This window comes from Exiguobacterium aurantiacum, assembly GCF_024362205.1.
Classification (GTDB): Bacteria; Bacillota; Bacilli; order Exiguobacteriales; family Exiguobacteriaceae; genus Exiguobacterium; species Exiguobacterium aurantiacum_B.
In genome coordinates this window covers 2,889,289-2,908,761 of sequence record NZ_CP101462.1, presented here as the reverse complement: position 1 = coordinate 2,908,761, position 19,473 = coordinate 2,889,289, and the positions used below count along the sequence as shown (strand labels likewise).

The 19,473-nt window shown below is 52.9% G+C and carries 18 protein-coding genes; 12 read left to right on the top strand and 6 right to left on the bottom strand.

The annotated features are described in order from the left end of the window. Positions 1-5: 5 nt before the first annotated feature. Together NMQ00_RS15135 and NMQ00_RS15130 are read left to right on the top strand one after the other, a co-directional pair. A complete protein-coding gene (locus tag NMQ00_RS15135) occupies positions 6-482 on the top strand; it encodes a DMT family transporter (protein ID WP_255177341.1) in 477 nt (158 codons plus the stop codon). A gap of 88 nt (positions 483-570) precedes the next feature. Then, positions 571-1,896 (top strand): hemolysin family protein, encoded by a 1,326-nt coding sequence (locus NMQ00_RS15130; protein ID WP_255178734.1) that lies wholly within the window; start codon positions 571-573, stop codon positions 1,894-1,896. A 7-nt stretch (positions 1,897-1,903) separates the two neighbouring features. On the opposite strand, the gene NMQ00_RS15125 is transcribed toward NMQ00_RS15130, so the two are convergent. After that, a complete protein-coding gene (locus tag NMQ00_RS15125; RefSeq protein ID WP_255177340.1) occupies positions 1,904-3,088 on the bottom strand; it encodes a M20 metallopeptidase family protein in 1,185 nt (394 codons plus the stop codon). 200 nt (positions 3,089-3,288) lie between these two features. On the opposite strand from NMQ00_RS15125, the gene NMQ00_RS15120 reads away from it, so the two are divergent. Continuing rightward, a complete protein-coding gene (locus NMQ00_RS15120; RefSeq protein WP_255177339.1) occupies positions 3,289-3,837 on the top strand; it encodes a LemA family protein in 549 nt (182 codons plus the stop codon). A gap of 21 nt (positions 3,838-3,858) precedes the next feature. Further along, positions 3,859-4,740: a zinc metalloprotease HtpX gene (gene htpX / locus NMQ00_RS15115; RefSeq protein ID WP_255178733.1), complete on the top strand. Its 882-nt coding sequence runs from the start codon at positions 3,859-3,861 to the stop codon at positions 4,738-4,740. Between the two features lie 400 nt (positions 4,741-5,140). Here htpX and NMQ00_RS15110 read toward each other — a convergent pair whose 3' ends face one another. Beyond that, positions 5,141-6,508 carry an IS1182 family transposase gene (locus tag NMQ00_RS15110; RefSeq protein WP_214794160.1) on the bottom strand — a complete coding sequence of 456 codons (1,368 nt, stop codon included), beginning with the start codon at positions 6,506-6,508 and terminating at the stop codon, positions 5,141-5,143. Positions 6,509-6,808: 300 nt separating this feature from the next. Between NMQ00_RS15110 and NMQ00_RS15105 the strand changes: the two genes are divergently transcribed. Continuing rightward, complete coding sequence (locus NMQ00_RS15105) at positions 6,809-7,009, top strand: hypothetical protein (protein WP_255177338.1); 201 nt, start codon at positions 6,809-6,811, stop codon at positions 7,007-7,009. Between the two features lie 34 nt (positions 7,010-7,043). Here NMQ00_RS15105 and nagE read toward each other — a convergent pair whose 3' ends face one another. From nagE to NMQ00_RS15090, 3 genes are read right to left on the bottom strand one after another with little or no spacing between them, the layout of a single operon-like run. Further along, entirely contained in the window at positions 7,044-8,531 is a 1,488-nt protein-coding gene (gene nagE / locus NMQ00_RS15100) for an N-acetylglucosamine-specific PTS transporter subunit IIBC (RefSeq protein ID WP_255177337.1), read from the bottom strand. Continuing rightward, positions 8,528-9,376, bottom strand: a complete 849-nt coding sequence (locus NMQ00_RS15095; protein ID WP_255177336.1) for a PRD domain-containing protein — start codon at positions 9,374-9,376, stop codon at positions 8,528-8,530. Before NMQ00_RS15095 ends, nagE begins: the two co-directional genes overlap by 4 nt. A 19-nt stretch (positions 9,377-9,395) precedes the next feature. Further along, a complete protein-coding gene (locus NMQ00_RS15090; protein WP_255177335.1) occupies positions 9,396-9,884 on the bottom strand; it encodes a PTS sugar transporter subunit IIA in 489 nt (162 codons plus the stop codon). 459 nt (positions 9,885-10,343) lie between these two features. On the opposite strand from NMQ00_RS15090, the gene NMQ00_RS15085 reads away from it, so the two are divergent. Continuing rightward, positions 10,344-12,254 carry an endonuclease MutS2 gene (locus NMQ00_RS15085; protein WP_255177334.1) on the top strand — a complete coding sequence of 637 codons (1,911 nt, stop codon included), beginning with the start codon at positions 10,344-10,346 and terminating at the stop codon, positions 12,252-12,254. 90 nt (positions 12,255-12,344) lie between these two features. Continuing rightward, complete coding sequence (locus tag NMQ00_RS15080; RefSeq protein WP_255177333.1) at positions 12,345-13,052, top strand: hypothetical protein; 708 nt, start codon at positions 12,345-12,347, stop codon at positions 13,050-13,052. Between the two features lie 28 nt (positions 13,053-13,080). On the opposite strand, the gene NMQ00_RS15075 is transcribed toward NMQ00_RS15080, so the two are convergent. Next, a complete protein-coding gene (locus NMQ00_RS15075) occupies positions 13,081-13,650 on the bottom strand; it encodes a hypothetical protein (protein ID WP_255177332.1) in 570 nt (189 codons plus the stop codon). 142 nt (positions 13,651-13,792) lie between these two features. On the opposite strand from NMQ00_RS15075, the gene NMQ00_RS15070 reads away from it, so the two are divergent. The 5 genes from NMQ00_RS15070 to NMQ00_RS15050 all read left to right on the top strand — a co-directional run bounded on the left by NMQ00_RS15070 (position 13,793) and on the right by NMQ00_RS15050 (position 19,459). Next, entirely contained in the window at positions 13,793-14,443 is a 651-nt protein-coding gene (locus NMQ00_RS15070) for a response regulator transcription factor (protein WP_255177331.1), read from the top strand. Continuing rightward, positions 14,440-15,717 carry a sensor histidine kinase gene (locus NMQ00_RS15065; RefSeq protein ID WP_255177330.1) on the top strand — a complete coding sequence of 426 codons (1,278 nt, stop codon included), beginning with the start codon at positions 14,440-14,442 and terminating at the stop codon, positions 15,715-15,717. Before NMQ00_RS15070 ends, NMQ00_RS15065 begins: the two co-directional genes overlap by 4 nt. After that, positions 15,708-16,448 (top strand): AAA family ATPase, encoded by a 741-nt coding sequence (locus tag NMQ00_RS15060; protein ID WP_255178732.1) that lies wholly within the window; start codon positions 15,708-15,710, stop codon positions 16,446-16,448. The genes NMQ00_RS15065 and NMQ00_RS15060 overlap by 10 nt, the downstream gene beginning before the upstream one ends. 210 nt (positions 16,449-16,658) lie before the next feature. Then, positions 16,659-17,510, top strand: a complete 852-nt coding sequence (gene licT, locus NMQ00_RS15055; RefSeq protein ID WP_255177329.1) for a BglG family transcription antiterminator LicT — start codon at positions 16,659-16,661, stop codon at positions 17,508-17,510. A 98-nt stretch (positions 17,511-17,608) separates the two neighbouring features. Further along, positions 17,609-19,459, top strand: coding sequence for a beta-glucoside-specific PTS transporter subunit IIABC (locus NMQ00_RS15050; RefSeq protein WP_255177328.1), 1,851 nt, complete (start codon positions 17,609-17,611; stop codon positions 19,457-19,459). Positions 19,460-19,473: the final 14 nt, after the last annotated feature.

Below are 19,473 nucleotides of genomic sequence, written 5' to 3'. Positions count from 1 at the left end.
CATTCATGATAGTAGGAATCATCTGTTCGGCAGTGGCTGGCGCGTTCATTAGTGTCCAAGCGGCGGTCAATGCCAAAATGAACGTTTATTTAGGGGCATGGGCGACGACGGTGCTCGTCTTTATCGTCGGCTTGCTTGGATCTCTCGTCCCGCTCGCTTTGTTCGGTGGCAGTCTTCAAGGCGTATTTAAGATTTCGCCGATATACGCGCTCGGTGGGTTGCTCGGGGTCGGTGTCGTTTTCTGTGTGATGCGAAGTATTCAATTGCTCGGACCGACGCTATCGGTGTCCATCATTCTCGTATCTCAGTTGATATGGGCGCTCGCCGTCGACCTAACGGGAGCGTTCGGAATGCAACAGTTGTCACTGTCCCCGGGACAAGTCATCGGGTTGATGGTGTTGCTCTTAGGTGTCATCGTCTTCAAACAATCTCAAGCGGCGGCCCTGCATCAGGAAGCCGCACCCGAAGCCACTTCACGTTGAAGGGGCTTTTTTCTCGAGTGAAACGGGTACAGGTGAGTAACAAATCTCTGATATGATGAGATTGTAGTACGAAATATTCGCAGAGGTGATGAAAACGGTGGATTCTTCCATAGTGATCGATTTACTGATCGTTTTATTCTTGATCGTGTTGAACGGGATTTTCGCGATGACGGAAATCGCACTGATCTCGTCCAAACCGACCAAACTTGAAGTCGAGGCGAGCCGTGGTAAACGCAGCGCCGAAATCGCACTCAAGTATTCAAAAGATCCGACCGACCTGTTATCGACGGTCCAAGTCGGAATCACGTTGATCGGGATTATCAACGGGGCTTACGGTGGGGCGCGTTTCTCGGCACCGCTCGGCGATTTGTTCGCACAGCTCGGAATGAGTGCCCAATACGCACCAACCGTCGGTTACGTCGTCGTTGTCACGATCATCACGTACTTGTCGCTCATTATCGGTGAACTCGTGCCGAAACGGATTGCCCTCGTGGCCCCGGAAAAAGTCACGATGTCGATTATTCCAGCACTCGACTTATTTAGTAAAGTGATGCGACCGTTCATCTGGATCTTATCGAAGTCGACACTCTTCCTTTTCAAATTGCTTGGCTTGAAAGCGGAGCAATCGAGTGGCGAGACCGAGCTCGAAATCAAGCAACTCTTGTTCGAAGGTGCCCAACAAGGGGCGTTCGCACACGAAGAAGTGCAACAGGTCGAGCGTGTGTTTGCATTCCATGACCAATTGATCTATGAATTGATGCAACCGCGGACGACGCTCGAATGGGTCGACCTTGAAGACGATATGGACGATATCAAGAAATCGATTTATGAAAGTAAACACAATAAACTCCCGGTCGGGCGCGATACGCTCGACGAGTTCGTCGGCTATATCGATGTCCGTGACATTTTGACGTTGTCGACGCTTCGGGAGCCGTCACAAATTTTGAAGCGAATCAAACAACCGCTCATCGTGCCAAAACAGCGAGAAGCGAGCCAAGTGTTGCAGATGATGCAAAAGAATGGCGTCGAAATCGCCTTCGTGCTCGATGAGTACGGTGGATTCCTCGGGATGGTCACGTTGTTCGATATTCTAGAAGAAATTGTCGGCGAAGTGATGATTGAAGAAGAAACGCCGGAAGTCGTGCGCCGTGAAGACGGGACGTACTTGGCTGATGGCCTGCTCGGGATTGAGGATTTGAAGCGGACATTCGGAATTCGGGACAATCGTTTCGATGAAGGTCGCAACTCATATCATACGCTCGCCGGACTCGTCATTTACTCGCTCGGCGACTTCCCGAAACGAGGGGACGTTGTCGAGGCATATGGTCTTCGATTCGAGGTCGTCGATATGGACGGCAAACGTGTCGATCAAGTGCTCGTGTCGATGTTGCCTGAACAAACAAAAGAAGACTGACGCCGCGTCAGTCTTCTTTTTTGTGCATGCTCCACGTCTCGAACGCCGCCTGCATGAGGATGCGGGCGGTATGGAGCATCGCTCGTTCGTCGACATCGAAGCGGGGATGATGATGAGGGAAGACGGCACCGATTTCCGGGTTGCCGGCTCCTGTGAAGAAGAAGCTGCCCGGTACGTGTTGCATATAGTAGGCAAAGTCCTCTCCGACCATCAGGGGGGACATCTCGATGACGCCATCCGTGCCGACGACGCGCGCTGCACTACGACGGACATGATCCGTCTCGAGGGGATGGTTGATGACGGCGGGGTAGCCCCGGATATAGTCGAGCTCGTAGTGTGCTTCGCTCGCCGAACAGATGTGGGCGATGGTCCGTTCCATCTCGGCAATGATGCGCGTTTGCGTCTCCGGTGTGAACGTCCGTACCGTACCGGATAGCTTCGCTTCATCGGCGATGACGTTGAACGCTTGCCCGGCAACGAACGTGCCGACCGTCAAGACGGCCGGTTCGAGCGGGTCGATTCGACGGCTGATCACTTGTTGCAACTGGCTGACGATATTCGTTCCGACCATGACGGCATCGACCGTGTGTTGCGGGATGGCGCCATGCCCACCTTTGCCTTTGATTGTCAGTTCGAAGCGATCGGCCGCCGCCATAATCGGTCCTGTCTTCACACCAATCGTGCCGAATGGAAGCGGGGTCCAAATATGTGAACCGTAAATGTAGTCGACCCCGTCGAGGCAGCCGTCTTCAATCATCGGTTTGGCCCCACCCGGCGCGAGTTCTTCCGCAAACTGGTGGATGAGCACGACATCTCCGGGAAGATCAATCTCCGTGAGCGCTTTCGCAAGGACGAGCAACGTCGCCGTATGGGCGTCATGACCGCAGGCGTGCATCGAACCGTTCACTTTCGAGCGGTACGGAACGTCTTTTAAATCTTGAATCGGCAAGGCGTCAAAGTCGGCACGAAATGCGATGGTCGGGCCTTCGCCGCCATGAATGCGTGCGACAACACCGTTGCCACCGACGTGTTCGCGAACGTCCAGGCCGAGGTCGCGTAAATAGGCCGCGATTGTCCGTGGTGTCTCCCGTTCTTCGAAGGAAAGTTCGGGATGTTGATGGAAGTGGCGGCGGAGCGTCACCATCTCGTCGTATAATTCTGTTAAACGTGCATCAAGGTCAGCAACAAACATGGAGAGCACTCCTATCAATTAATCATTTTTTTGAAACCAACTTCATAGACTACGCGTATTTAGTTAGTAAGAGGTTGAAGTCGTCTGAGCGGTACTTCAAGTGATTACTATGAGTCATTTTATATTTCGTGTAAGTTATGCTTATGGTATACGACAAAAGGGAATTAATACAGGAGAAAATCATGAAATGAGGTGTCGAAATGGGTTGGATTATTGCAATCGGTATCATCGCTGTCTTGGCGTTCATCTATTTTTCGATGTACAACGGACTCGTCAAGTATCGGAACTGGGTCGACGAGGCGTGGGCACAGATTGATGTGCAGCTGAAACGGCGTTACGATTTGATTCCGAACTTGGTCGAAACGGTGAAGGGCTATGCCAAGCATGAGCAAGAGACGCTCGCCAAAGTCGTCGAGCTCCGGAATCAGCTTGGGTCGAAGACGAGCCGTCAAGAACAGATGGAAGTGAACGATCAATTGAGTGGCGCGTTGAAAAACTTGTTCGCTCTCCGTGAGGCGTATCCGGACTTGAAAGCGAACGAAAACTTTAAAATGCTGCAAGAAGAACTGACACAGACTGAAAACAAAGTCGCCTACTCACGACAGTTGTATAACAATACGGTCATGAAATATAACACGAAAGTCGAATCGGTCCCGACGAACATCATCGCCTCGGTCCACAACTTTGAAAAACGTGACATGCTTGAAGCGCGTGAAGAAGAACGTGAAAACGTGCGTGTCTCATTCTAATGGATTGGAGTGGCGACGATGATCCTGTATGAACAGATTCGGAAAAACAAAATCAAGACCGTGTTCATCGTGGCCGGATTCGTCCTTCTCGTCTTAGGGGTCGGGGTGGTGATCTCGTATTTGAATTACGGTGATCCGCTCCCGGGTCTCATCTTCACGCCGGTGTTCTCCCTGTTTTATATCGGGATCGTCATCATGTCGAGCACGAACATCGTCATGAAAATGAACCATGCCCAAGAGATTACGTCGGTCGACCAGCATCGGTTTCTCTGGCACACCGTCGAGAACATGGCGATGGTCGCGCGCGTCCCGATGCCACGCATCTTCATCATCAAAGATGCGTCACCGAACGCGTTCGCAACCGGCCTGAAACCAGAGAAGGCGGCCGTCGCCGTGACGACCGGACTGCTCGATCAGTTGACGCGAGAAGAAGTCGAAGGTGTCATCGCCCATGAAGTCGCTCATATTAAAAATTACGATGTACGATTGGCGACGGTGACGCTCGCCCTCGTCTCGGTCATCGCCATCATGAGCGATATCGGCTCCCGGATGCTCTTTTTCCGGAGTGTGGGCGGGCGCCGCGACAACAACCAAAACCCGATTTTTATGATCGTCGGGCTGGTGTTATTGATTCTTGCGCCGCTCATCGCCACCCTCGTCAATTTGGCCATCTCACGAAATCGCGAGTTTTTGGCGGATGCGAGCGGGGCTGAGTTGACGCGTAATCCGGATGCGCTCGCGTCGGCTTTAGAGAAAATCGCGAATATCCAAACACCGGTCAAGGAAGCCTCACGCGCTTCGGCGTCGCTCTACTTTTCAGACCCGCTTAAGAAAAAGCTGAGTGGTCTGTTCTCGACGCATCCGAACCCGGCTGAACGGATTGCCAGACTGCGAAGTATGTAGTGCATAACGAAGGTCCTCTTTTTTAGAAAGAGGGCTTTTTTTGTATGTGAAGAGACTTGTGAAGGGGTGCAGCTCATCTCGCAAATCCAGTTTGTATTGATCTTGAATGGGAATGATAGTAAAAAGAGGACGGATTGGAGGGGACCTCATGTTTGAGTCGGCACTTGAGTTAGGCATTGTCCTATTTTTATTGATTTATTCCATCACGGTTTCGCTCATGTTGATGTCAGCCAAAAAGAAGAGCTGAGTGGAAGAGGGTACATGATTAAAACGGTCAAACGCGTCTATGGATCGGCCATGAACATGGCCGATTCAGATTGTAGACAAAGTCACGTTTCAGGCGAACTGAAACGTGACTTTGTCGTTTTCGGGCCTTGAGGCGCTCTGCCCGAGCCCCTTTTCAGGCGGGCTGGGCGTTCTTCCATGCCCAGCCCGCCATCTTCTTAAGATTGAGGGCAGCAAAAGTAAGCATCGCCTGCATTGAAACTTTTTCAAGTCCCCGATAACGGGTCCAACGCATGCCATGCTTCTCTTTTGCGTCCGCGAACACGCGCTCGACCGTCTGTTTACGACGGTCATAGATGTTGCGGTTCAATTCCGTGTGGCGGAGGTCTTCGACCTCGTCCATATAGGGTTGCCAGAGGTGCCGCTCGATGATCCGCTGGTGCTTCTGGCTCTTCGTGCACTGCTCGAGCAGCGGGCAGTTCACACAAACCGCAGGATTCGAGACGTACTTGCGTTTCCCCTCGCGCATCGTCGTGCTGTACGTTAATAACTCGTTGTTTGGGCAGATGTAGACGTCATGGTGCTCGTCGTAGATGAAATCCTTGGTCTTGAAGGCGCCCTTCTTACCCTTCGGGCGGGTGTATGGGAAGACCGGCAGGATCCCACGGTCAATCAGCAGCTTGGCAATGGCCGGATTTTTATAGGCGGAGTCGGCGGCGACGGCGAACGGTTGAATCAGGCGGTCGGAGACCTTGTCGAGCAGATCGGGGAACGCTACACTATCGTGCACGTTACCCGGTGTGACGATAGCACCGAGCACGAACCCATGGGCGTCGCTCGCCGCATGGACCGAGTAAGCGAACTGCTTCTCACGCTCACCCTTCACGTAATATCCACTCTCAGGGTCTGTCGTGCTGACCTTGATTTCCTTCGTCTCCTCCGCCTGATTCTTTTTTGGCCCTAAGGGCTTCTTTCCACTTTCTTCGCGGTCTCGCTCGACCTCGGCATCGAGTTGTTCTTGATAGTGCTTCACCTCTTGCCGGACGGTCTTCTTGACGAGCTTCCGCTTGTTTGCGTTCGCTTTGACGTGTGTCGAGTCGACGAATAGGACGGCACGATCGATGAACCCTGCGTCAGCAGCCTGTTCAAGGATATGATAGAAGATGTCGTCGAACAAGCTCGTGTACTGGAACCGACGCACATAGTTCTTCCCGAACGTCGAGAAATGTGGCACCTTGTCCGTGAACCCGAACCCGAGAAACCAACGGTATGCGACGTTCGTCTCGATCTCACGAATCGTCTGTCGCATGGATCGGATACCGAACAGGTACTGAAGGAAGGCCATCTTGATCAGGACGACAGGGTCGACGCTTGGCCGGCCACGGTCCTCAGAATATAAGTCCTCCACGAGCGGATAGATGAACTCAAAGTCGATCACCGCCTCGATTTTTCGGACCAGATGGTCCGCTGGCACAAGCTCGTCGAGCGTGACCATTTCCAGTTGTGTCCGATTGGTTTCCGATTCTGTTGATTTCCTGATCATCCGATTCGCCTCCATAACTGTTTCTATATCTCCCATTATAAAAAAGCGACGACGTTACGAAAAGAGGGATTGATGCGTGGGCCGACTGCGGGCACGCGAGACTTCCAGGGGATTAGCAAGCAAAGGGAGACCCAGCAGCGACAAAGTCGCGATGCGGCTCCCTGCTTGCCCCCAGAAAAGCGAGCTGTGCCCGGTCGGGCAAATAAAAAAGACTGCAGACAATGTTTTGTCTACAGTCTGGATCGGCCATGAACATGGCCGATTTTTTTATATGATATCATGGAGAAAAATGGAAAAGGAGTGAGTGAGATTCAAGCATTTATCAAGTACATAGGCATCGGACTAGCGCTGTTCATCGGGCTATCTGTCCTCGGTTTTTTCGGATTTAACCCGTGGCGATTACTCTTCGAGTCATTCATGTGGATGACGACATACGTGTTGCCATGGATCTTTCTTTACTTTTTGATTCAATTTTACAAAACATATGAGCAAAGGCAGTAAAAAGCCACCTCGCGCGCGAGGTGGCTTTCGTCAGTTACCCGGCGCGATGGCTCCGGAGTTTTTCAATCTCTTCGAGGACGAATTGGACGTTCGTTCCGACGATGACTTGAATATGGTTCGGGCTGACAACCTTGATACCAGGGATGCCCGCTTTCTTGATTTGGGCTTGGTCGACCGTATCCATGTCTTTCACATCGACGCGGAGACGTGTGACACATGACTCGATGCCTGTGACGTTTTGATCGCCACCGAGACCATCGTAAATCATCGCTGCCATCGCTGAATATTGACCGCCGGCAGCAACTGGAGCTGTCTTCGTTCCGCCTTCAGGAGCAGTTTCGGTTGCGACCGCGTCAACCGCTTCGTCTGACTCACGACCAGGCGTCGCCAAATTGAATTTGACAATCATGAAGCGGAAGACAAAGTAGTAAACGACCGCAAAGAAGAGACCTTGAACAATCAACATATAAGGCTGATTCGCCAGCGGCAACCGTGAGCTGAGAAAGAAATCGACGAAACCGGCGCTAAAGGTAAAACCTGCCGTCCATTGGAACGTTGCGGCGATGAAGAGCGAGACTCCAGTCAAGACCGCGTGGACGAGGTAGAGAACTGGTGCGAGGAACATGAACGAGAATTCGAGCGGTTCCGTGACACCTGTAAAGAAGGCTGCAAATCCAGCTGCGAGAAGAAGTGAGGCTGCTTGTTTCTTCCGTTTCGTTTTCGCAGTGTGGTACATGGCGAGGGCTGCGGCCGGAAGACCAAACATCATGATCGGGAAGAACCCGGCTTGATAGCGACCAGTGATTCCTTTCACGCCTTCGCCTGACCAGAAGTTACCGATATCATTGATGCCGGCAACATCGAACCAGAACACCGAGTTCAAGGCATGGTGAAGACCTGTCGGGATCAACAAGCGGTTGAAGAATCCGTAAAGTCCAGCACCGATCGCGCCCATTTTCGAGATCGTTTCCCCGAATCCGACGAGTCCTGTGTACACGACCGGCCAGACGAAGTAGAGGGCGACCGAGACGAGAATCATCGAGAACGCCGTCATAATCGGGACAAGACGCTTGCCGCTGAAGAACGCGAGTGCATCTGGTAACTGGACGTGACTGAAGCGATTATACATCGATGCGGCGACAAGACCTGATAAAATTCCGATAAATGCATTCTCAATTCGACTAAATGCAGGGTTTACCGCTTCTAAATCGATGCTTTGGAAGAGGGCGACTGATCCTGAAGAAAGAAGAGTCGTGATAGTAAGGAACGCGACAAGTCCGCTCAGTGCGGCCGAACCGTCACGATTTTTAGCCATTCCTAATCCGACCCCGACGGCGAAGAGAATTGGAATATTGTCGATGATGGCTGCCCCTGCTTTAATGAGGAAAGCAGCAATCACATTACCAGATCCCCAACCAGATGGGTCAATCCAGTAACCAATCCCCATGAGGATGGCAGCGGCCGGAAGTACCGCAACCGGCAACATGAGAGAACGTCCGAGACGTTGTAAATAATTCATCATTGTAAATGTCCTCCTTTTTGATGGTGTTGATCTTGCAAGCGTTGAATGTGGAGCGTGATATAACCGAGCTCTGATTCGGGCAAGACGATGCCGTATAAGTCTTCCATTTCGTTGGCGACGTCAGACGCACATGCATAGGCCGACGAGAACTTCGTTTGAATCATGAGAAGCATATCTTCGTCGATCGTATGGTGATCGTAATGGTTGACCCGATCCATGACGAATCGTAAATGAGTTAATAAGCGTTGATAGGATAAGTCATCTTCTTCTATAGATAGATCGAGCCGTCTCGAAATCGATTGAATCATGTCACGTACGATTGTCGTCTGTTTGACCGTCTTGCGTAAATCACCTCCCTTCACTTTTAGTGTATGGATGTGGAGCGCGATGAAGGCCGCCTCATCTTTCGGCATCTTGACGCCGAGTTTGTCCTCGATGAGGTGAAGCGCCCATAGTCCGATCTCGTACTCGTTGCGATATAAAATCTTGATCTCGTTCAACAGTTTGTTCCGGAGCGAGATACCTTCTTGCTCGCGTTCGATGGCAAACGAGATGTGATCGGTGAGAACGATATGGATGTGTTCGTTGAACGTCGTCTCGAGCCGTTTTTCCGCATGCGAAATGATTTCTTCTGAAATCGTGAAGTGCTCGATTGGAATCCGCGTCAACAGTTGTTGAAACTTATCGTTCTCCGACATGACGAACAGTTTTTCAACTTTATGCGGATTGACGATATCGTTGCGTGCCTTCTTGAATGCGACACCCGGTCCGATGGCGATTTTTTCTTCACCCTCGTCCGAGACGATGACCGCGTTGTTGTTGAGAATCTTTTTGATTTTTAACATGTGTCCTCCTATCGAGGAGTCATTGTTCCGCTTGAGCGACGACGGTCTTCCCAGGAAGCGAGGGGCCGCCTGAATGGAACGAGTAAGCTTGTTCCAACGCGCCTCCGTTCGTGATGACCATCGGGGTGACCGTATCTTTTCCGGCTTGCCGGATTTGTTCCAAGTCGGCCGTCAAGAGTGGCTGTCCGGTCGTGACCGTGTCACCGACTTTGACGTGAACGTCGAACGGGTTTCCCGCAAGCTCGACCGTATCCAGACCGACATGAATCAAAATTTCAGCTCCGTCTCCCGAACGGAGTCCGATGGCATGCTTTGTCGGTGCGACTTGGACGATGGTCCCATCAGCTGGGGCGACGACAGTTCCGTTCGTCGGCATGATGGCGATCCCGTCGCCCATCATCTTCTCGCTGAAGACAGGGTCGGTCACTTCCTCAAGTGGAATGATGTCTCCTTCCATGGGTGCATAAAGTGTCAGTGTATGTCTCTTCATCCACTTATTCAATAACATCTTCGAATCATCCTTTCGCTTGAAAAATGATTGTGAAAAAACAAAACAGGCATGGAGTATAGACGGGTGGCGTGAGCCTTTCGTCTTACCCCATGCCTGATCGAATCAGTCACATGTGATCATTATTCGTTTCGTCACCCTCAAGATAGCATGCCGATGTATAGATATCAAGACCTAATTTGAAAGCGTTCTCTAGAAATTTTACTTCTTCAAGAATCTGTTGTATAGTAAGGGCGAAACTGAATGAGAAAGGTGTTGCATGTTAATGAGTGAGGTTGTATCTGCCTAACGAACTGAAAAATGTTGGATGACACGCGTTTTTGTCATGCCTTCATGTTCTGTTACAGATACCGCCCTTCATAAACTGCCAGACACCGGTCTGTCTTTTTGCGTTGGTCGTCATCGGCCGACGCTTTTTGTTTGCGCGGTATCTCCATCACAAAATAAGGAGACTCCATCATGAATGAACAAACATTAGACAAACTACAATACAACGATTTGATTCAACACGTCGAACGCTACTGCATCAGCGGATTCGGACGCAACTTGTTACGAAACCAGCGTCCGACGAGCCACCTGCAAACGGTGAAAAAACGGCTCCAAGAGACATCGGAAGCACGCGCGATTCTAGACGCGACGTCACACGTCCCCTTTATCGGGGTGTCCGATATGGAACCGCTCATCGGTAAAATCAGCCGTGGCATCCAACTCGAGGCGAGCGAACTTGAAGCCGTCGCCGAGTTTTTCCGCGGCGCCCGCAAGTTGAAACGGTTCATGGCCGAGCAGGCATTCTTTGCACCGCTCCTGTCGCTTTATGCGGGAGAGATGAGCGAGTGGCGTAACATCGAGGAAGACATCACCCAAGCGATTCGCGGAGGACGTGTCGTCGATGAGGCGTCCAAAGAGTTGAAACGGGTCCGCAAACAAATCGATATTCTCGAAGGTCGAATCGAGGAGCGATTGAACAAGTTCTTGAAGAGCGCTGCGAACCGGGAAGCGATTCAAGACGGCTTTGTGACGAAGAAACAAGATCGATTCACGATTCCAATCAAAGCCTCGTATAAACATAAAGTCGCCGGGGCGATCATCGATACGTCAAGCCGGGGGACGACGGTCTTCATCGAACCGGAAGCAGTCGCGAAGTTGAACGCAGAACTTGTCGTCAAGCGAACCGAGGAAGCCGTCGAAATCTATCAAGTGCTCGCCACGCTCACCGGCATGGTGGCGGAGGCGTTGCCGACCATAGAGGCGACGCTCGACGTCATCGCCCAATATGACATGGTGTTCGCGAAAGGGAAGTATAGCCAAGCAATCGACGGCATCGCTCCGCGCGTGAACGGTGTCGGAAAAATCCGTTTGAAACAAGTCCGCCATCCGCTCCTCGAAAGGGCGGTCCCGCTCGACTTCTCGCTCGGGGACACGTACCGCGGTCTGATTATCACCGGACCGAACGCCGGCGGGAAGACGGTCGTCTTGAAGACGATCGGTCTGCTCAGTTTGATGACGATGAGCGGGCTTCATATCCCGGCACATCCGGAAACGGACATCTCGACGTTTGACGACGTATTTGTCGACATCGGGGACAATCAGGATATGGGGTCGGCGCTCAGCACGTTCTCGGCCCATATGCACAACGTGGCGAGCATCATGCAGAAGGCAGGGAAACGGTCGCTCCTGTTGTTCGATGAAATCGGAAGCGGGACCGAGCCGAACGAGGGAGCGGCCCTCGCCATCGCGATTTTAGAAGAGGCATATAAACGGGGCTGTCTCGTCGTCGCCTCGACCCATTACGGCGAGATCAAAGCGTATTCGGAGACACATCCGGACTTCATGAACGCGGCCATGCAGTTCGACCCGGACACGCTCGAACCGAAGTATCGGCTGTTGATCGGGCAATCCGGCGACAGCAACGCCTTGTTCATTGCCCGGAAAATGAAATTGCCAGAATCGATTTTGAAGCAGGCAGCCCGCTATATGCACGACAAGACGTACGACCAGTCGTTGCTTGATGCGACGCGCCTGACGCAAGAAGTCGTCCGCCATGTCGTCGAACCTGACCAAATGCTAGCAAAAGGTGACCGGGTCCGCCTGCTCGAGACGAATCAAGTCGGTCTTGTCTACGCGATGGATGAATCGTTGCGTCAAGTCACCGTGTATATCGATGGTGTCTTCAGCGAGCATCCGCTTCGTCGGGTCCGGCGTGAGGCGAAAGCGCTCGACTTATATCCGGCTGGTTATGACCTGGAGACATTATTCGTCGATTATCGGGACCGGAAAGAAGCCCACGACTTTGCCCGCGGTTCGAAAAAGGCGCTGCGTCGCGTCGAGAAAGAGATCCGGTCGCGGCAACGGGCTGAACGAGGCGAATGAGTGTATCCGGCAGGACACTCGGGTAAGGAACAAGGACCGGGAGCCATCACGTACAGTTCGGCTTTCGGGTAACGTGTCGGAGGTGACTGGATGTTTTGGTTAAGCTTGTTGTTTGCTATCGGATTTGCCTTGATTCACTACTTCTCAGGACAATTGATTCACGTGCGCGAGACGCCGCGGAGCCGGTTTTTGTCGCTCGCCGGTGGTGTCGCCGTCGCCTATGTGTTCCTCCATCTCTTGCCTGAACTGAACGAATATCAACGCGAGCTCGAAGGACATCTCGAGAGCGGACTGTTCGCGTCAATCGAGAATCATATCCTCGTCGTCAGCATGCTCGGTCTGGCCGTGTTTTATGGCTTGGAACGGTTGGCCACGCAAATGAAAAAACGACGCAACGGCAGCGTGTTCTGGATTCATATGGCGTTGTTCATCGTCTATAACTTCAGCATCGGCTATGTGCTCGCGGAGAGTGAGTTCGATACGGCATGGGCGATGACGCTCTACTTTCTGGCGTTAGGAATTCACTTCATCACGGTCGACCAAGGTTTGAGACATCACCATCAGGAGCTGTACGACAAACGGGGCCGATTGTGGTTGTCGTTGGCCGTGCTTGCCGGGTGGGGCGTCGGCGCATTTTCAGCGCTCCATGAAGTGACGCTGTCGATGATCGTCGCGTTCTTGGCCGGGGGAATCATCTTGAACGTCATGAAAGAAGAGTTGCCAGAAGAACGGGACAGCAGCTTTCGTGCGTTTGCTGTCGGGCTCATCGGATACGCCTTACTGTTATTGGCCATATGAAAAGGCAACCTCGCGGTTGCCTTTTTGCTTACAGTGAATTGGTGCTCTGATTGTCTACGTTATCGTCGGTTGCCGGTGTGTCCTCATCTTGGTTCGGTCCACCGAATTGACCACCGCGATGAGGGCCATGCCCACCACCGTGATGTCCGCCGCCAAAGCCGCGCATGTCGCCCAAGTCATCGTAACTCGTGACGTCAGCAAAACGCTCTTCGTGATCGGCAAGAATCGCGTCGGCCTCATCTTGCGTCAAGTCGCCGGATTCGACGGCTGCGTCAAGTTTCGCTTCATGAGAAGTGATCATCGCCTCGATGAACTGTTCGATGGTGATCCCTGTTTCTTCCGCGAGTTCAGGAAGCGATTGTCCTTCTTCTCGCGCTGCTTCCACCTCGGCTTCCGTCAAACCGAGCGCCTCGAGCAAAGCGGCCTGCCCGGCTGCCCGGTCACCGAACATGCCCCGCTCGCCGCGTTCTCCGCGTTCGCATTGGGTCGTCGTTTCCGTTCCGTCGGTCGTTGTCGTGTCGTTCGTGGCGGCATAGACGCCGGTTCCTGAGACGGCCAGTAGGCCGGCCAGGGCGATGGCTAATTTAGATGAATTCATGTCAATCTCCTCCTTTACTACTTCAAGTGTAGGACGACAACGTTCAAAAGTTGTGAGGGAGTTGCAAGGTTTCTGCAAATTGTCTTTGGGAAATGATGGGTTCGTTTCGCGATGCGATATAATGAGAGTGGAGGCGATAAAGATGAACGTACTCGTAGTCGAAGATGAACCGAAATTAGCGGACGGGCTCGCTCGCTTTTTAACGTACGCGGGTTTTCATGTCAGTGTGGCCGGTACGCTCGCCGAGGCGAAACGACAGCTCGAGCAACCGTTCGATGCGGTCCTGCTCGATGTTCGTCTGCCGGACGGGGAAGGATGGACGCTCATTCCAAAACTAAAGACGCTCAAACCGCGGCCGGCCATCATCTTGGCGACGGCACGGGGAGAGGCGGATGACCGTGTGTTCGGCCTCGAGCTCGGGGCTGACGATTATTTGGTCAAACCGATCGTGTTAAAAGAACTCGAAATTCGCCTGAAACGTCTCGTCAAACAGACGGACGAGATTTCATTCGGCGACATGACGGTGGACGCACGATCCCGGACGGTGACCGACGCCGGGCAAGCGATTCGGATGACCAATAAAGAGTACGAATTGCTCCTCTTCTTCTTGAAGCATAGCGGAGAAGCGCTCGATCGGAACCGTCTACTCGATGAGGTATGGGATTATACGTTCGCCGGGGACACGCGGACGGTCGATACGCACGTCAAGCAGTTGCGCGACAAATCACCGACGATGAAACGGCAATTGAAGACGGTGCACCGCGTCGGTTATCGATTGGAGGAAATCCGATGAGCCGTTTGATGAAAAAATTGCTCTGGACGGCAATCCTTCCACTCATCGTCATGGCGTTACTCACGTTCGGCCTGACGTCGCTATTGATTGGTCGTTTCGCTGAGACGGAGAGTTACGACCAATTAGCGCGTGAAGCGGATATCGTCTACGAGGCTCTCGTGGACGGGCGCGGCATTCCCGGACAGCTCGACGTCCTCGTGTTTCAGGACGGGGAGGCGGTCAATCTTGAACGGGGAGGCAGGATGCGTCGACAGATGACACCGATACTTGATCCGGACGCATTGTCTGAACGGGACGAGGTCAGCGTGAACGGGGGGCGGCTATTGACGTTCCTTCGGGAAGAAGGGGATGTTCAAATCGTGACGTATGCACCTGTCCCGCTGTCGAACCCTCAGTTTCGCCAAATTTACGTCATTCTCGGCAGCGGGTTCTTGCTCGCGCTTCTCGTCGCCGTCGGTGTCACGTATTGGATGGGGCGGCGTTTGACGTCCCCACTCATCGAGCTGAAACGGGCGACCGCAGCCATCATGTCGGGCCGGCATGACATCACACTACCGCCTGTCACCGACGACGAGATTGGCGATTTGACGGAAGCGGTCCGTCAGATGAACACATCACTCGAAGAGAAAGAACGGATGCAAAATACATTCATCTCAGGGATTACGCACGATGTCCGCACCCCGCTTGCCATTGTCCGGAACGAGGCCGAAATGCTTGAACTCGGTGTCGTCAAACAAGAAGATGTGGCGGCGACGGGTCGAAGTTTAACCGAGGAAGTCGATCGGATCGATCGGCTCGTCAGTCAGATGCTCGAATACTCCAAACTATCCGCGGGCAACGTGACACTTTCGCTCGAGTCCGTTCGTTTGGATGCATTGATCAAAGAGACTGTCTCGCGGATGGAGGAATGGTTCCGTCATAAGGAAGTGACGGTCACACTTGAACTCGTCGAGGACGCGGTCGTCCAGGCGGACCGATTGGCGATGGAGCGTGTGCTGTCGAACTTTCTTCAGAACGCGTATCACGCCAGTCCACTAGGAGGTGTGATCACGATCAGGCTCTCCGAGCGACGGCTTGAAATCGAAGACGAAGGGCCGGGCATTGCCGAGACGATGCGCGCCAACATCTGGGATATGTATGTGAAAGGGGACCGTTCGAACGGTCACGGACTTGGTCTGGCCATCAACAAGCTGTTGCTCGAGGCTCAAGGACTCGTTTACGGAGTCGAATCGAGAGAGGGAGAGGGGGCGCTGTTTTGGATCGAATGGGACTAAACTTATTTTTGCGGGGCGTGCGTTTGGAACGGGACCGCATCGAGACACCGGGCTATCCGTTCTCGCTACCGATTTTTGAAGGGTTCGATGAACTGACGTTGACGAAGCCGGTCACGTTCTTGGTTGGCGAGAATGGGAGTGGAAAATCGACGTTGGTCGAAGGGATGGCTATCGCCGCCGGGTTCAATCCGGAAGGTGGGGCGACGACGTTCCGCTTTGAGACCGAATCGACGCATAGCCCGCTGTTCGAGGCACTTCGTCCGATTCGGGGCGCTTACCGGCCGAAGGACGGATTTTTCCTCCGGGCCGAGACGGCGTATCAATTGTCGAGCTATGTGGATGAGATTGCCCGGACGTCTCCTGACCCGGAACGGTTCTATGCGTCCTACGGCGGTCGGTCGCTCCATGAGCAGTCGCACGGAGAGGCGTTCCTGTCGCTCATGCTCCACCGTTTCCGGGGTGGCGGGCTCTATATATTGGACGAGCCTGAGGCCGCCTTGTCGCCGATGCGACAGTTAACGATGCTCGCACGGATGCATGAACTCGTACAATCGGGGAGTCAATTCATCATCGCCACCCATTCGCCGATTCTCATGTCGTATCCTGACGCCGACATCCTCCAAGTCGAGACGGGACTCCGACCGACGACGTTCGACGAACTCGAGCACGTACGTGTGATGCGTGATTTTTTAGCGGCGCCGGAACGGATGCAACGCATCCTATTCGAGTAAAAACGGTCACGTTGTAAGCGTTTTATTTTTATGTTGACGTCAAGATTTCAAGAGAGTATGCTAATAGCGAGAAGAAAAAAATCCACTTTGGGATTGTTACTGGTCAAGCAGGCAAAACCTAAATTGATGCCGATCATCCAGATTTGGGGACCGGTGTGAATTTAGGTTTTTTTCTTTTCACTCGAACTTGAGCGGAGGTGAATTGATTCCATGCAGATTTCAAAAGTGTTCAACAACAACGTCGTGGCGATTCAAGCGAACGGTCAAGAACAAGTCGTCATGGGACGAGGGATTGCGTTTCAAAAACGTCCGGGCGATGCGATTGATCAAGCACGGATTGAAAAAGTCTTTACGCTCGAGAGTAAAGAGAGCCAAGAGCGATTTGTTCATTTTTTGAATGAGATGCCGGCGGCGGAGATGGATACGGTCAAAGAGATTGTCAAGTTGTCGGAGACGCGACTTGAGAAGGCAGTCCATGATTCGCTATACGTGACCCTTGCCGATCACATCCATTTCGCCCTCAGTCGGTATCGGGATGGAATCATCATTCGGAACCCGCTCGTTTGGGAAGTGAAACGATTTTACGGACCCGAGTTCACCATCGGGAAAGAAGCGGTCGCCCTCATCAACGAGCGCCACGACGTCAAGTTAGACGAAGACGAGGCGGTCGCCATCGCACTTCATATAGTCAACGCGACGATGTCGGGCGCCAAAGGTGAGAATTTGCATCTCGTCACCGAGATGACACGCGCCACACAAGCAATCCTTACCATCATCACGTACCATTTTCAAATCGATTTGGATGAAGAGTCATACGCCTACTCGCGATTTTTGACCCACTTGAAGTATTTCGTGCAACGGCTTGCTTCAGGTGAGCAGATTAAGCCGGGTGGCGACGAGACGTTGTTTGAGATGGTGAAGCTGCGTTATCCGGACGCTTACGAATGTGTCGAGAAAATCGCTGGTCTGATCGCCACGAAGTACAATTATGAGGTCTCGACCGATGAGCGGTTGTATATGATGATTCATATCGAAAACTTAATGAAAGAAAGACGATCCTAAGGATGGTTACTGATGAAGCAGGCCAAACCTAAATGACGACACCTCGGTGTGCGTTCATTTAGGTTTTTCTTTTTACCCAAATTGAAGGAGTGAATAGTATGAGCCAAACAAAAACGCTCGCGGCGGACATCATTCGTCACGTCGGCGGGAAAGACAACGTCAAAAGCGTGTTCCATTGTGCGACACGGCTACGTTTTAAATTGAAAGATGAACAGAAAGCCAATCCTGAAGCGTTAAAAAATCATGACGGTGTCATCACGGTCGTCCAAAGCGGCGGCCAGTTCCAAGTCGTCATCGGCAACAACGTCCCGTATGTCTACAAGGATGTGGTCGAGGCAGGCGGGTTCCAGACTTCATCGAACGACGATACGGAAAAAACGGGTGTCTTTAACCGTTTGATTGATGTAATCGCTGGGATTTTCACCCCGATTCTCGGTCCAATGGCCGGAAGCGGTCTATTAAAGGGGTTACTCGCCATTCTCGTCGCCCTCGGCCTGCTCACACAAGACATGGGCACGTACATCGTCTTGAACGCAGCAGCCGATGCGCTCTTTTACTTCCTACCGGTCATCCTTGGCCATTCGGCAGCGAAGAAGTTTGGCGGCAATCCGTATATCGGGATGATTATCGGAGGTGCGCTCGTCTATCCGGCCATTGTCGCGATGCAAGGTGCGGGCGAGTCACTCTCATTCCTCACGGTGCCGGTCGTCTTGATGAGTTACGCGTCATCGGTCATTCCAATCATCTTGGCGGCGTATGTGTCATCGAAAGTCGAGACGTTCTTTAACAAACATACGCATGAGGCGGTCCGTAACTTCACGACCCCGATGATGGCGCTCTTGATCGTCGTTCCGCTCACGTTCCTCGCCATCGGTCCGGTCGCGACATACGCGAGCCAAGGTCTCGCCGGCGGCTACTCGTTTTTATATGAACTCAGCCCGGTCGTCGCCATCGCCTTCATCGGTGCATTTTGGCAAGTGCTCGTCATGTTCGGTCTCCATTGGGGGCTCGTGCCGATCATCATCAACAACTTGGCGGTCGTCGGCATGGATACGATCGTCGTCGGGGTACTCATGGCGACATTCGGTCAAGTCGGAGCGACGCTCGCGATCACATTGAAAGCGCGTGACCCGAAAACGAAAGGGCTCGGGACGTCATCGACGATTGCCGGCGTGTTCGGCATCACCGAGCCAGCGATTTATGGATTGACGCTCCCGCGCAAAAAACCGTTCGTCTTTGGGATGGTTGGCGGCGCGGCCGGCGGCGTCGTCGGCGGTATGCTCGGGACGGCGGCTTACGCGATGGGTGGTCTCGGCGTGTTCAGTATCCCGGTCATGATTCCGGCGACGGGTCTCGATATGACGTTCTACGGCGCCTTGATCGGTCTTGCAGTCGCGACACTCGTCTCGTTCGGACTCACGTTCGCATTCCATAAAGAAATCGAGACAGGCGAACAGACAACGGCAGAAGTAGCGCCGGCCGTATCGGATTACGTCGGGTTCCCGGTATCGGCTCCAGTTAGAGGAGAAGCGGTTTCCCTCGAGACCGTTCGTGACGAAGTGTTCTCGAGCGGCGCGATGGGGAAAGGACTTGCCATCATGCCGACAGAAGGGGTCGTCTACGCCCCATTCGATGGTGAGGTCGTCACAGTCTTCCAATCGAAACACGCCATCGGCCTCCGGTCGCATAGCGGCGTCGAGGTGTTGATTCACGTCGGGCTCGACACGGTCCAGCTCGGTGGGAAACATTTTGAAACGTTCGTCCAATCTGGACAGCGTGTGACCGAAGGCGATGTATTGGTAAAATTTGATTTAGAAGCCATCGCCCAAGCCGGTTACGACACGATTACCCCGGTAATTGTCACGAATACAGGGAATTACTTAGATGTCTTGCCGACACATGTCGGTATCGTCGAACCAAACCACGGCGTCTTGCGCGTCTTAGCCTAAGAGGAGGAAAAAAC

Coding starts and splice junctions, on each gene's coding strand:
- NMQ00_RS15135 (WP_255177341.1), top strand. CDS start 6: ATGATAGTAGGAATCATCTGTTCGGCAGTGGCTGGCGCGTTCATTAGT.
- NMQ00_RS15130 (WP_255178734.1), top strand. CDS start 571: ATGAAAACGGTGGATTCTTCCATAGTGATCGATTTACTGATCGTTTTA.
- NMQ00_RS15125 (WP_255177340.1), bottom strand. CDS start 3,088: ATGTTTGTTGCTGACCTTGATGCACGTTTAACAGAATTATACGACGAG.
- NMQ00_RS15120 (WP_255177339.1), top strand. CDS start 3,289: ATGGGTTGGATTATTGCAATCGGTATCATCGCTGTCTTGGCGTTCATC.
- NMQ00_RS15110 (WP_214794160.1), bottom strand. CDS start 6,508: ATGATCAGGAAATCAACAGAATCGGAAACCAATCGGACACAACTGGAA.
- nagE (WP_255177337.1), bottom strand. CDS start 8,531: ATGATGAATTATTTACAACGTCTCGGACGTTCTCTCATGTTGCCGGTT.
- NMQ00_RS15095 (WP_255177336.1), bottom strand. CDS start 9,376: ATGTTAAAAATCAAAAAGATTCTCAACAACAACGCGGTCATCGTCTCG.
- NMQ00_RS15090 (WP_255177335.1), bottom strand. CDS start 9,884: ATGTTATTGAATAAGTGGATGAAGAGACATACACTGACACTTTATGCA.
- NMQ00_RS15085 (WP_255177334.1), top strand. CDS start 10,344: ATGAATGAACAAACATTAGACAAACTACAATACAACGATTTGATTCAA.
- NMQ00_RS15080 (WP_255177333.1), top strand. CDS start 12,345: ATGTTTTGGTTAAGCTTGTTGTTTGCTATCGGATTTGCCTTGATTCAC.
- NMQ00_RS15075 (WP_255177332.1), bottom strand. CDS start 13,650: ATGAATTCATCTAAATTAGCCATCGCCCTGGCCGGCCTACTGGCCGTC.
- NMQ00_RS15070 (WP_255177331.1), top strand. CDS start 13,793: ATGAACGTACTCGTAGTCGAAGATGAACCGAAATTAGCGGACGGGCTC.
- NMQ00_RS15065 (WP_255177330.1), top strand. CDS start 14,440: ATGAGCCGTTTGATGAAAAAATTGCTCTGGACGGCAATCCTTCCACTC.
- NMQ00_RS15060 (WP_255178732.1), top strand. CDS start 15,708: ATGGGACTAAACTTATTTTTGCGGGGCGTGCGTTTGGAACGGGACCGC.
- licT (WP_255177329.1), top strand. CDS start 16,659: ATGCAGATTTCAAAAGTGTTCAACAACAACGTCGTGGCGATTCAAGCG.
- NMQ00_RS15050 (WP_255177328.1), top strand. CDS start 17,609: ATGAGCCAAACAAAAACGCTCGCGGCGGACATCATTCGTCACGTCGGC.